We start from the raw sequence: 11,965 nt of genomic DNA on the forward strand, positions 1-11,965 counted from the left end.
CGTCGAACCCGGGCCGGGGCGTTCTGGTGTCCACACTCATCTAACCGAGTGACTTGTGTTTAGGACACTGCCTTGACGCGCGCGATATGTCCGAGACCCGTCAAGATCATCCGGCGCCGCCCCGATCTGTTGGCCGGACGCGCCGCAAGTGTTCCTTTTGCGGCATCCTGCTTCCATGGCGAACGAACAGAAGAACGGCCACCCCGCACGGGACTTAAGCGCAACGGCCGCCGAGGAGACGCAGGAACCTGCCGTGAGCGGTGGGCCGCCCAAGGTCAGCGTGGTCGTGCCGGTCTACAACCCGGGCGCCGACATCGGTGAGTTGATCACTTCACTGCTGCGCCAGTCGATGCCGAAGACCGACTGGGAAGCGATCTTCGTGGACGACGGCTCGACGGACGGCACCGGCGCCCGGCTCGACACACTGGCCGCCGAGCAGGACAACATCACCGTCGTCCACATCCCCAACTCCGGCTGGCCCTCCCGCCCCCGCAACATCGGGATCGACCGGGCGCGCGGCGAGTACGTCCAGTTCGCCGACAACGACGACTGGCTCGGCGACGAGGCGCTGGAGCGGCTCTACGCGTACGCGAAGGAGAACGACGCGGACGTCGTCATCGGGAAGATGGCGGGCCGCGGCCGCAACGTGCCGCGCGAGCTGTTCCGGCACAACCGGCCGGACGCGACGCTCGCAGCCGATCCGCTGATCGACAGCCTCACCCCGCACAAGATGTTCCGCAGGTCGTTCCTGCTGAAGCACGGGCTGCGCTTCCCCGAGGGCAAGCGGCGCCTGGAGGACCATGTGTTCGTGACGGCCGCGTACTTCGCGGCCGACCGGATCTCGGTGCTCTCCGACTACGTCTGCTACTTCCACGTGGCGCGCGCCGACGCGTCGAACGCCGGTTTCCGGCGCTTCGACCCGGCGGGCTACTTCGGCAACGTACGCGAGGCGCTGGACATCGTGGACGCGAACACGGAGCCGGGCGCGCTGCGCGACCGGCTGCACCGGCGGTGGCTGCGGGTGGAGATGGTCGCGCGGCTGACAGCGGCGCGGTATCTCGACGCGCCGGCCGAGTGGCGCGCGGACTTCTTCCGCGAGGTGCGGTCCGTGGTGACGGAGCGGTTCGCACCAGGGGTGGCCGCAGGGCTGCCGGCGCCGCAGCGCGCCGTGGTGGCGCTCGTCGTCCAGGGCAGGGCGGACGAACTGGCCGAGCTGGGGCGCTGGGAGGCGGCGATCCGGGCGAAGGCGACGGCCCGGGTGACGGGGAAGGACGAGGTCACCGTCGAGGCCGAACTGATCGGCCCCGACGGCCCGTTGACGTACACGCACGAAGGCGGCGCCGACCTGCTGCGACTGCCGGTCGGCGGCATACCGCCGGAGGCCCTGGACGTCACGGACCGGCTGAACAAAGCGCGGCTGGACGTCGTGGCGCGCCGCAGGGGCGGCGGCGGCGAGGAGTTCTTCCTGCCGGGTACGAGTACGGCGAAGCGCGTCCCGGTCGACGGCAGTAGCAGCAGCGGCGACGACGGCGGCGACACCGACGGCGCGTTCAGACTGGTCCAGCAGTCGGTGGCACGGCTCGCCCCCGACACCATCAACGCGGGCCGTAAGGGCGGCAGTTGGGAGCTGAAGGCGCGGATCGTGAACTGCGGCCGGCAGAAGGAGACCGAGCTGCCGGTGTCGCTGACGGTCCCGCAGGACGGCGCGCCCCCGGTCCTGCGGGCCGGGGTGCGACCGCCGTTGCTGCTACGGGTCAGACGCCGCGTCCTGCGGGCACGCGGCGCGCTCAACCGCCGTACGTAGCCGGCACGCGGGCGGCACGTAGGCGGCGCCTGGCCAGCCGGGACCGCCGCACGTCACCGCGTCTGACGCCAGAACGTCAGACGCGGTGGCGGGACGCCTCGTACAGCACGATCCCCGCCGCCACACCGGCGTTGAGCGACTCGGCGCCGCCCGGCATCGGGATCCGGACGCGGAAGTCGCACGTCTCGCCGACCAGCCGCGACAGGCCCTTGCCCTCGCTGCCGACGACGATGACGACGGGTCCGCTCAGCGCCGCCAGCTCGCCGACCTCGGTGTCACCGTCCGCCGCGAGCCCGACGATGGTCAGGCCCGCCTTGCGGTACGCCTCAAGCGTCCGCGTCAGGTTCGTACAGCGGGCGACCGGCGTACGGGCGGCGGCGCCGGCCGACGACTTCCAGGCACCGGCCGTCATACCGGCCGCGCGCCGCTCGGGGACGACGACGCCGTGGCCGCCGAAGGCGGAGACGGACCGTACGACGGCGCCGAGGTTGCGCGGGTCGGTGACGCCGTCCAGCGCGACGATCAGCGGGTCCTCGCCGTCGTCGAAGGCGGCGGCGGCGAGGTCGTCCGGGTGCGCGTACTCGTACGGCGGGACCTGGAGCACCATGCCCTGGTGGTTGAGGCCGTTCGTCAGCCGGTCCAGCTCCGGCTTGGGGGCCTCCATGAGGTGGATGCCGCCGCGGTCGGCCGCGAGCTGGAGCGCCTCGCGGACCCGCTCGTCGTTGTCGATGAACTGCTGCACGTAGAGCATCGAGGCGGGCACACCGTCGCGCAGCGCCTCGAAGACCGGGTTGCGGCCCACGACCATCTCGCTGGTGCCCTTGCCGCCACGGCGGGCGACCTGACGGCGCTGGGTCTGCTTGGCCTTCGCGTTGGCGACGCGGTTCTTGACATGGCCCTTGCGCGCGGAGGCAGGCGGGGTCGGGCCCTTGCCTTCGAGGCCCCGGCGCCGCTGGCCGCCGCTACCGACCTGCATGCCCTTCTTGCCGGACGTGCGGCGGTTCCTGCTGTTCCCGGCCATGACCTACCTGTTTCGTTGCTTCCGTGATGCGTACGCGGCGTACGCGGCGTTCATATGTGTAACGGGGTTCAGTGACAGCGTACGTAACCGCGGCCGTGGTCAGCGCGGGCCCAGCGTCCAGCGGGGCCCCGAGGCGCTGTCCTCGACGGACAGCCCCGACTGCTGGAGCTGGTCGCGGATGGCGTCGGCGGTGGCCCAGTCCTTGCGGCCGCGCGCCGCCTCACGCTGGTCGAGCACCAGCCGTACGAGGGTGTCGACCACGCCGTGCAGATCCTCGCCCCGGTCGGTCTCGCCCGCCCAGTGCTCGTCCAGCGGGTCGAGGCCGAGGACACCGAGCATGGCGCGCACCTCGGCGAGCCGGGCGACAGCCGCTTCCTTGTCGTCGGCGGCGAGCGCTGAGTTCCCCTGCCGGACGGTGGTGTGCACGATCGCGAGGGCCTGCGGCACCCCGAGGTCGTCGTCCATCGCGTCGGCGAAGGCCGGCGGCACCTCGTCGGCCGCGGGGGCCGCGCCGCCGTTCTTCTCCACGACGCGCTGGATGAAGCCCTCGATCCGCGCGAACGCCGACTCGGCCTCGCGCAGCGCCTCCTCGCTGTACTCGATCATCGAGCGGTAGTGCGGGGTGCCGAGGTAGTAGCGCAGCACGATGGGCCGCCAGCGCTTGACCATCTCGGAGACCAGCACCGAGTTGCCCAGCGACTTGGACATCTTCTCGCCGCTCATGGTGACCCAGGCGTTGTGCACCCAGTACTGCGCGAAGTCGTCGCCGTACGCCTTGGCCTGCGCGATCTCGTTCTCGTGGTGCGGGAAGATCAGGTCGAGTCCGCCGCCGTGGATGTCGAAGGCGGCGCCCAGGTACTTGTGCGCCATCGCCGAGCACTCCAGGTGCCAGCCGGGCCTGCCACGGCCCCAGGGCGTCTCCCAGCTGGGCTCGCCGGGCTTGACGGCCTTCCACAGGGCGAAGTCCCGCAGATCGCGCTTGCCCGTCTCGTTGTCGCCGGACGGCTGGCGCAGGTCGTCGATGTCCTGGTTGGAGAGCTGGAGGTAGTCGGGGAAGGACCGCACGTCGAAGTAGACGTTGCCCTCGCACTCGTACGCGTTGCCGCGCTCGATGAGGACCCGCATCATCTCGATCATCTCGGTGATGTGGCCGGTCGCGCGGGGCTCGTAGCTGGGCGGCAGGCAGCCGAGGACGTCGTAACCGCTGTTGAACGCGCGCTCGTTCTCGTACCCGATCGCCCACCAGGGCCGGCCCTGCTCGGCCGACTTCGTGATGATCTTGTCGTCGATGTCGGTGACGTTGCGGATGAACGTGACGTCGTAGCCGCGGTGCGTGAACCAGCGGCGCATGATGTCGAAGTTCAGCCCGGACCTGATGTGTCCGATGTGCGGGGCGGCCTGCACGGTGGCGCCGCAGAGGTAGATCGAGACACAGCCCGGGGTGAGCGGGACGAAGTCACGGATCTGCCGGGCGCCGGTGTCGTACAGCCGAATAGTCACGCGACAAGGGTAGTGCGCCCGGGACAGTGCCCCGGGACGCTTTGGGCAACGGGGACACGGAAATCTGGTCCGGGGAACGATCCGGGGACGGCGTGAGGGGCGGTCCGGGGATGGAGCGAGGGGCGCCGGCGTCACCCGTACCGGCGTACGGTGACGCCCGCCGCCCCCCTTACGTCTCCTGCTTACGTCTCCTGCTTACGTCTCTACGTACGGACGACGAGCGCGGTCGCGACGGCGGCCAGCCCCTCGCCCCTGCCGGTGAACCCGAGACCGTCGGAGGTCGCCGCCGATACGGAGACGGGCGCGCCGACGGCTTCGGAGAGGACCTTCTGCGCCTCTTCCCTGCGCTTGCCGATCTTCGGCCGCAACCCCACGACCTGCACGGCGACGTTCCCGATGGCGAAACCGCCGTCGCGTACGATCCGCGCTGCCTCGGTCAGCAGCGTGAGCCCGGAGGCGCCCGACCACTCGGGCCTGCCTGTGCCGAAGTGCGCGCCGAGGTCGCCGAGGCCGGCCGCGGAGAAGAGCGCGTTGCAGGCGGCGTGGGCGACGACATCGGCGTCGGAGTGGCCGGCGAGCCCCGGGCCTTCGTTCTCCCAGAGGAGACCGGCGCACCAGAGTTCGCGGCCTTCCTCGAAGGCGTGGATATCGGTGCCGATCCCGACCTGCGGGAGGACCACCCGGTCCGTACGCGTCACGTCAGAACTCATCGTTGGCCCTCCTCCGGGCGAGAACCGCCTCGGCCAGCACCAGGTCGAGCGGCCGGGTCACCTTGAACGCCTCCTCGTGGCCCGGTACGACCACGACGGGCGAGCCGAGCTGCTCGACCATCCCCGCGCAGTCCGTGGCGCCTTCGCCGCGCTGGACCACCGTCTCGTGGGCCAGCTGGAGCGTGGCCCTGTCGAAGCCCTGGGGGGTCTGTACGGCGCGCAGCGTGGCCCGGTCGGGCGTCGCGACGACCGGTTCCGGCTCGCCCTTCGGCCGCGGCTCGACCTGCTTGACGGTGTCGGAGACGGGCAGTGCGGGGACGACGGCGACCGCGCCGTCCCGTACGGCGTCCACGACGGCGTCCACGGTGTCGACCGGCACCAGCGGGCGGGCCGCGTCATGGACGAGGACGGTGGTGATGCCCTCGGGCAGCGCCTCGATGCCGAGCCGTACGGATTCCTGGCGGGTCTCGCCGCCCGGTACGACCAGGTAGTCGGTGCGCTGCGGCAGCGCGTGCTCGTCGAGGAGGTTCTTCACCTCGCCCGCGCCGTCGGGCGGCGCGACCACGACGACGAGCGACACGGCGCGGGACGCCGCCATCGCCCGTACCGCGTGGATCAGCATGGGGGTGCCGCCCAGGCCGCGCAGCGCCTTGGGGGCGCCGGGGCCGAGCCGTACGCCCCGGCCCGCCGCGGGGATCACGGCGGCGGTTCGGTGCGGGCTGGCTTCGTCTGACATCGGTTCCACTCCGGCAGGTTTGTGTCCTCGGCCGACGTGGGTATGGCCTGAGCGTGCCGGGCGCGACGCCTTGACCGGACCCTTCCGTGACACATGGTCGAGACGAGCTGCGCCAGCTGCCGGGCCCGGCACGCCAGATAAGCCCGGCACGCCGGACGACCAATCGGCTACGGTCGTGTGTACGGGGAATGTGCGACGGATGTCGGACGGGGTGGGGATATACGGACATGCCGGAGCGCCCGGCGACTCAGCATCTTCCGCGTAGCTGGTCAGCGGGCACCACGGCATTCGTGATTCAGGACGCGAGGACCTCGTCGAGCAGAGCCTCGGCCTTGTCTTCGTTCGTGTTCTCCGCGAGAGCGAGCTCGCTCACCAGAATCTGCCGCGCCTTGGCGAGCATGCGCTTCTCACCGGCGGAGAGTCCGCGCTCACGCTCACGGCGCCACAGGTCACGTACGACTTCCGCGACCTTGATGACATCCCCGGAGGCGAGCTTCTCCAGATTTGCCTTGTAGCGTCGGGACCAGTTTGTCGGCTCCTCTGCGTACGGTGCTCGAAGCACCTCGAAGACCCGGTCCAGTCCATCCTGACCGACCACATCGCGCACGCCGACGAACTCCGCATTGTCCGCGGGTACGCGCACCGTCAAGTCGCCTTGGGCGACCTTGAGCACCAAGTAGGTCTTGTCCACGCCTTTGATCTGGCGAGTTTCGATGGCCTCGATCAGCGCGGCCCCGTGATGGGGATAGACCACGGTGTCGCCAACCTTGAACGTCATGTGACAGGTACCCCTTCCGTGGCTATCCAGGGTAACACGAGAATGCCCCGTTCTGAATGGTGTTTTCGCAGGTCAGGGCGCATCTCGGGGCTTGACAACAGCAACCTGAACGTGCTGCGAGCAGCTTCCTGGAGACGGTATTCGCAGGTCGGAGCGGTTGCGCGGGCGCACGGAAACACATGCGTTACGCACCGAACAACACCCTCCGATGAGGGCGAACGTCCCGATTTGCCGGATTCCGAGGGGTGAAGTTCCCGTACTCCGTTCGGATGTCGGTCATCCGTGCGGATCGCCGGGCAAGGGATTCTGAATTTGATCACTCCGCCCCCGCGATACGCCGGTGATAGTCCGGCGCTGCGGTATTGGCGGTGAATGCGAGGCCGCCGGGACAATTGATCAACGGAGTTATGTGAACGCCGGACGAAACCACGGGATCTATGGACGAGAACGGGGACAGGAACGGGGCTCCCTGATGGCGCACCGCCCGGGGCCGGTGGCCGTTGGGGGCGGGTCGGGTGCGGGGCTGCCACAACGGCTCGGTAACCTAAGCGCGCTGATAGGCCTTTAGCCGCCAGCAGCACGACGTACGACCTGTACCGCCCAGCCGTACCGCCCGACCTGTTCCGCCCAGCCGTACCGCCCGACCGTTCCCGTTCCGTTCCTTCGTATACGTCCAAGGAGTTGCCGCCGCCGTGAGCCGCAGCCTTCGACGCGGCGCCCTCGCCGCTACTGCCACCGTGTTCTCGCTCGCCACGCTCGCCGCGTGCGGTGCGGGCAACAACGCGCAGACGCTCCAAGTCAAGCCGGACAGCGCTGCCACCTCCATCGGTGACATCACCCTCCAGAACGTGAACCTCGTCACGCAGCCCAAGGCCGAAGCGGGTGGCCCCGCGGTCGTCACGGGCACGCTCTTCAACAACGGCCGCAGCAAGCAGACCCTCGACGCGGTGAAGCTGCCGGGCACGAACACGACCGTGAAGCTCTCGGCGGCCAAGGGCTCGGGCCCCGTCTCCGTACCGGCCCTCGGCTCGGTGCAGCTCGGTGGCGCCGGCAACGCGTCGGCCGTCATCGAGAACGGCAGCGAGGCCGCGATGAACGGCAACGCGCAGCAGGTCGTCTTCACCTTCAGCAAGACCGGTGACGTGGGGCTGCGCGCCCTGGTCGTCCCGTCGCAGAGCTACTTCAAGGGTGTGGGCCCGAGCGCGCTGCCGACCCCGTCGGAATCCGCCTCGGACTCGGCTTCGCCGTCGGAGTCCTCGTCGGACGAGCCGTCCGGCTCCCCGTCGGGCAACGCGTCCGGCAAGCCGTCGGAGAGCTCTTCCGGCAACCCGTCGGGCTCGGCGACGGCGTCCGCGAGCACCTTCGGCTGAGCGATCGGTACGTACGGCAAGGCGCCCTGTCCGGGTCAGATCCGGACAGGGCGCCTTGCCGCGCCCGAGGTAATGCGCCCCGGGCAGGCTCACGGCCCGCGGTGTCGCGGGCCCTCGGTGTCGCCGGCCCGCGGTGTTGCCGGCCGGCGGTGTCGCCGGCCCGCGGTTTACGGCTCGAACTTGTAGCCGAGACCCCGCACCGTCACCAGGTAGCGCGGCGCGCCCGGGTCGGGTTCGATCTTCGCGCGGAGTCTTTTGACGTGGACGTCGAGGGTCTTGGTGTCACCGACGTAGTCGGCGCCCCAGACCCGGTCGATGAGCTGCATACGGGTCAGCACCCGGCCCGCGTTGCGCAGCAGCATCTCCAGCAGGTCGAACTCCTTGAGCGGGAGGTCGACCTTGCCGCCGGCGACCGTGACGACGTGGCGGTCCACGTCCATCCGTACCGGACCGGCCTCCAGGGCCGCTGGGGCGACCTCCTCCGGCTCGCCGCGGCGGCGCAGGACCGCGCGGATGCGGGCCACCAGCTCCCGCGAGGAGAAGGGCTTGGTCACGTAGTCGTCGGCCCCTATCTCCAGGCCGACGACCTTGTCGATCTCACTGTCCTTGGCGGTCACCATGATCACCGGGACGTTGGACTTGCCGCGCAGCTGTCGGCAGACCTCCGTACCCGGCAGCCCTGGCAGCATCAGGTCGAGGAGGACGAGGTCGGCGCCGTTGCGTTCGAACTCGTCGAGCCCCGCGGGCCCGGTGGTCGCGATCGCGACCTCGAAGCCTTCCTTGCGGAGCATGTAGGAAAGAGCGTCGCTGAAGGATTCCTCATCCTCGACGACGAGCACTCGGGTCACGGAAGGACCTCCGGGGCAGGAATCACGGTCGGGGGATCCAGCACCAGGCTGGTGTCAGCGTTGTAGGAGGCCTGGTCGTCTTCGTCCAGGCCGGTCATCGGTGTCGAACGGTCCCGTGCGGCGCCCGCCTCGGGGAGCTTCAGGGTGAAGGTGGAGCCCTGGCCCTCGGAGCTCCACACGGTGACCTCCCCGCCGTGCGAGGCGGCCACGTGCTTGACGATGGCGAGGCCGAGTCCCGTACCGCCCGTGGCGCGGGAGCGGGCGGGGTCGACGCGGTAGAACCGCTCGAAGACCCGCTCGCGGTCCTTTTCCGAGATGCCGATGCCCTGGTCGGTCACGGCTATCTCGACGGCGTCGCCGCCGTTGGTCACCCGGTTCACCGCGATCCCGACACGGGTGCGGGCCGGGGAGTAGTTGACGGCGTTCTCGACGAGATTGCCGAGGGCCGCTGCGAGCTGGCCGCGGTTTCCCCATACGCGCAGGTCGACAGTACCGCCTGCGGCCATGGTGATCTGTTTCGTGGACGCAGCATGCCGGGACCTGTCGATGGCCTCGGCGACGAGTTCGTCCACGCGTACCGGCTCGGCGTCCTCCAGCGGGTCGTCGTTCTGCACCCGGGAGAGGTCTATGAGTTCCTGTACGAGGTTGGTGAGCCGGGTCGCCTCGATCTGCATGCGGCCGGCGAAGCGAGTGACCGCCTCGGGGTCGTCCGAAGCGTCCATGACAGCCTCGGAGAGCAGCGAGAGCGCGCCGACGGGGGTCTTCAGCTCATGGCTGACGTTGGCGACGAAGTCGCGTCGTACGGCTTCGATACGGCGGGCCTCCGTGAGGTCCTCCACCAGCAGCAGGACCAGCCGGGAGCCGAGCGGCGCGACCCGCGCCGACACGGCGAGGGCTTCGCCGCGGCCGGTGCCGCGGCGCGGCAGGTCCAGCTCCACCTGCCGTATCTCGCCGTCCCTGCGGGTGTCGCGCGCCATGTGCAGCATGGGTTCGACGGCGAGCTTGCCGCCGCGGACCAGGCCGAGCGCGTACGCGGCGGAGCTGGCCTTGACCACGGCGTCGCTCTCGTCGAGTACGACGGCCGACGAGCGGAGCACGGAGAGCACGGTGTCCACGCCCGGGGGCAGTACGGCATCCGTGTGGAGCGAGGTGCGCGTCGGTCTCGCCTGGTCGCGCTCGCTCCAGCGGAACGCCAGCATGGCGATCACGCCGGTACACACGCCGGCGATCGCTGCCAATGCGGCGACAGCCGCGTTCACGTCCATGCCTCCAGGTTATGCACGGACACGGACACTCTCCCAGCCGTCCGGGTGTCTGCTCGAACACTCGTCGCTCAGAGTTCACCGAGGAGAAAGTACCGGTTCACTTGTGCGGGAGGCTCCGGACGCGTAACGCACCGAACGTGGGACCGTGGGGCCGGACACGTCGCGGTATCCGTCCCGGCCCGGCACGACACCGTGAGCTCACCATGAGCTAGAGCATGAGCAAGAGACGGCATGAGCAAGAGAGGGACACACCCATGCGGGACGCGTACCACGAGGAACTTGACTCGATAGGCGAGGACCTGGTCGAGATGGCCCGGCTGGTCGGTTCCGCCATCGGGCGTGCCACCACCGCCATGCTCGACGCCGACCTGAAGCTCGCGGAGAACGTGATCGCCGCGGACCAGAAGGTCGACGACCTGCAGCACCAGCTGGAGGCGCGCGCCATCGCACTGCTGGCGCGCCAGCAGCCCGTCGCGACGGATCTGCGGATCGTCGTCACGTCACTGCGGATGAGCGCGGACCTGGAACGCGCGGGCGACCTCGCCCAGCACGTCGCCAAGCAGGCGCGGCTGCGTTACCCGGAGTCGCCGGTGCCGCACGATCTGCACACGACGCTGCTGGAGATGGGGCAGCTGGCGCAGCGGCTGATGGCGAAGGCCGCCGAGGTCATCATCACGAAGGACGTCGACCTGGCGCTCCAGCTGGAGCAGGACGACGACGAGATGGACCTGCTGCACCGCACGCTGTTCCAGCACCTGATGGACGACCGCTGGAAGCACGGCATCGAGACCGCCGTGGACGTGACGCTGCTGGGCCGCTACTACGAGCGCTTCGCGGACCACGCGGTGTCGGTCGCGAAGCGGGTCGTCTACCTGGTGACGGGCGAACACGCGGACGAAATCCAGCAGGCGGACATCCCGGTAGAGGGCGCGTAGCCGGCACACCGGGTCGTGCGGCGCGTCGGGGCGTACGAGGGGGCGTACGGAAGCGTCTGCGTACATGCGCCGTTGATGCGCCCGCCGTGCTGGGCATCCAATGGGGGCAAGGCGACGGCACTGACGTACGCCTACGAGGACGCACGCCTTCGAGGAGGGCCCATGGCCGATTCCCCCGTGACCGATCCCCCGCCGGAAGCAACCCCCGCCGCAGCCCCGGCCGAAGTGCCCAGCCTCCCCCTGCTGGCCGCCTGCGGCTGCGGCTCAGGCTGCGGCTGCGGCTGCCAGTCAGGCGCCCCCTGCCAATGCGGCGGCTGACACACCGACCCAACGCACGACGAGGGCCCCTGCCTACGGACGGGGGCCCTCAACACGTACGGTGCCGTCCCTCTCCGGCTCGCGCTCCGACCGACGTCACCGCCCATCGGCGACAACGCGCCACCGAGCGGTGACACACCCCTCTTCCACGTCCCACCACTCCTGGGCCACGCCGTGGTTGAGCAGACTCTGCACCTAGTCGAGATCGGCAGTGGGCGGGACGTCCAGCGCAACCATCCGGAACTGCTCGACCCCCTCCCCACGAACCCCAAGGTCACGAAAGAGGTCAAGCACGCTCTGGCGCGCGGCGACCGACCCCTTGTCGCGCAGCACGATCAGCCGAATGGTGCAGTTCTCGGAGGGCCGCACCACATCACCGGCCCAGAACAGCCCTTCCTCGTCGGCACTCGCAAGGAACACATCGCCACAGGCGACCCCTGGAACGAACCAGGGAACGTTGTCCAATCGCACGATGCCGTCCCCAAGGTCGATGGCCCATAGTCCCTCCACCCCGACAGGAGGCCAGTCGTCCTCTATCTCCAGTCGGAAGTGAAGCTTGACGTAGTTGGCTCCGGGCGCTGTCACCCCGCAAGGATGCCTGGAACAGGGCGCCTTACGCACCGCCCGAGGCGACGGCACAACCTGATCACCTCAAGTCACCGCATTGCGGGGAGGTTGGC

At 69.7% G+C, this 11,965-nt stretch carries 11 protein-coding genes; 3 read left to right on the top strand and 8 right to left on the bottom strand.

The genetic code is table 11. The features are described from left to right. Positions 1-175: 175 nt before the first annotated feature. Complete coding sequence (locus OHS57_RS17130) at positions 176-1,804, top strand: glycosyltransferase family 2 protein (RefSeq protein ID WP_328582519.1); 1,629 nt, start codon at positions 176-178, stop codon at positions 1,802-1,804. A gap of 76 nt (positions 1,805-1,880) precedes the next feature. On the opposite strand, the gene rlmB is transcribed toward OHS57_RS17130, so the two are convergent. The 5 genes from rlmB to OHS57_RS17155 form a co-directional block, all read right to left on the bottom strand. Then, positions 1,881-2,825: a 23S rRNA (guanosine(2251)-2'-O)-methyltransferase RlmB gene (gene rlmB, locus OHS57_RS17135; RefSeq protein ID WP_041988078.1), complete on the bottom strand. Its 945-nt coding sequence runs from the start codon at positions 2,823-2,825 to the stop codon at positions 1,881-1,883. 99 nt (positions 2,826-2,924) lie between these two features. Then, entirely contained in the window at positions 2,925-4,325 is a 1,401-nt protein-coding gene (gene cysS, locus OHS57_RS17140; protein ID WP_041988075.1) for a cysteine--tRNA ligase, read from the bottom strand. A gap of 203 nt (positions 4,326-4,528) precedes the next feature. Further along, positions 4,529-5,035 (bottom strand): 2-C-methyl-D-erythritol 2,4-cyclodiphosphate synthase, encoded by a 507-nt coding sequence (gene ispF, locus OHS57_RS17145; RefSeq protein ID WP_041988072.1) that lies wholly within the window; start codon positions 5,033-5,035, stop codon positions 4,529-4,531. Beyond that, the gene (ispD, locus tag OHS57_RS17150) at positions 5,025-5,771 is read right to left on the bottom strand and encodes a 2-C-methyl-D-erythritol 4-phosphate cytidylyltransferase (RefSeq protein ID WP_041995885.1); all 747 of its coding nucleotides are present in this window, start codon (positions 5,769-5,771) and stop codon (positions 5,025-5,027) included. The genes ispF and ispD overlap by 11 nt, the downstream gene beginning before the upstream one ends. Positions 5,772-6,066: 295 nt before the next feature. Next, positions 6,067-6,549, bottom strand: coding sequence for a CarD family transcriptional regulator (locus OHS57_RS17155; protein WP_003953493.1), 483 nt, complete (start codon positions 6,547-6,549; stop codon positions 6,067-6,069). A gap of 692 nt (positions 6,550-7,241) precedes the next feature. Here OHS57_RS17155 and OHS57_RS17160 point away from each other — a divergent pair. Further along, positions 7,242-7,919 (top strand): DUF461 domain-containing protein, encoded by a 678-nt coding sequence (locus tag OHS57_RS17160; protein WP_328582520.1) that lies wholly within the window; start codon positions 7,242-7,244, stop codon positions 7,917-7,919. A 167-nt stretch (positions 7,920-8,086) separates the two neighbouring features. Here the strand turns inward: OHS57_RS17160 and OHS57_RS17165 are convergent, their stop codons facing one another. After that, positions 8,087-8,767 (bottom strand): response regulator transcription factor, encoded by a 681-nt coding sequence (locus OHS57_RS17165; RefSeq protein ID WP_041988055.1) that lies wholly within the window; start codon positions 8,765-8,767, stop codon positions 8,087-8,089. Beyond that, positions 8,764-10,032 carry a sensor histidine kinase gene (locus OHS57_RS17170; RefSeq protein WP_041988053.1) on the bottom strand — a complete coding sequence of 423 codons (1,269 nt, stop codon included), beginning with the start codon at positions 10,030-10,032 and terminating at the stop codon, positions 8,764-8,766. Before OHS57_RS17170 ends, OHS57_RS17165 begins: the two co-directional genes overlap by 4 nt. A 254-nt stretch (positions 10,033-10,286) precedes the next feature. On the opposite strand from OHS57_RS17170, the gene phoU reads away from it, so the two are divergent. Then, a complete protein-coding gene (phoU, locus tag OHS57_RS17175; RefSeq protein ID WP_041988051.1) occupies positions 10,287-10,967 on the top strand; it encodes a phosphate signaling complex protein PhoU in 681 nt (226 codons plus the stop codon). Positions 10,968-11,480: 513 nt separating this feature from the next. Here phoU and OHS57_RS17180 read toward each other — a convergent pair. After that, complete coding sequence (locus tag OHS57_RS17180) at positions 11,481-11,870, bottom strand: DUF4265 domain-containing protein (RefSeq protein ID WP_328582521.1); 390 nt, start codon at positions 11,868-11,870, stop codon at positions 11,481-11,483. Positions 11,871-11,965 lie beyond the last annotated feature (95 nt).

It is taken from the genome of Streptomyces sp. NBC_00370, from assembly GCF_036084755.1.
Lineage (GTDB): Bacteria > Actinomycetota > Actinomycetes > Streptomycetales > Streptomycetaceae > Streptomyces.

What these genes read in the sequence shown, in the direction of transcription:
- rlmB (WP_041988078.1), bottom strand. Translation starts at nt 2,825, where the DNA reads ATGGCCGGGAACAGCAGGAACCGCCGCACGTCCGGCAAGAAGGGCATG.
- phoU (WP_041988051.1), top strand. Translation starts at nt 10,287, where the DNA reads ATGCGGGACGCGTACCACGAGGAACTTGACTCGATAGGCGAGGACCTG.
- OHS57_RS17170 (WP_041988053.1), bottom strand. Translation starts at nt 10,032, where the DNA reads ATGGACGTGAACGCGGCTGTCGCCGCATTGGCAGCGATCGCCGGCGTG.
- OHS57_RS17130 (WP_328582519.1), top strand. Translation starts at nt 176, where the DNA reads ATGGCGAACGAACAGAAGAACGGCCACCCCGCACGGGACTTAAGCGCA.
- ispF (WP_041988072.1), bottom strand. Translation starts at nt 5,035, where the DNA reads ATGAGTTCTGACGTGACGCGTACGGACCGGGTGGTCCTCCCGCAGGTC.
- ispD (WP_041995885.1), bottom strand. Translation starts at nt 5,771, where the DNA reads ATGTCAGACGAAGCCAGCCCGCACCGAACCGCCGCCGTGATCCCCGCG.
- OHS57_RS17155 (WP_003953493.1), bottom strand. Translation starts at nt 6,549, where the DNA reads ATGACGTTCAAGGTTGGCGACACCGTGGTCTATCCCCATCACGGGGCC.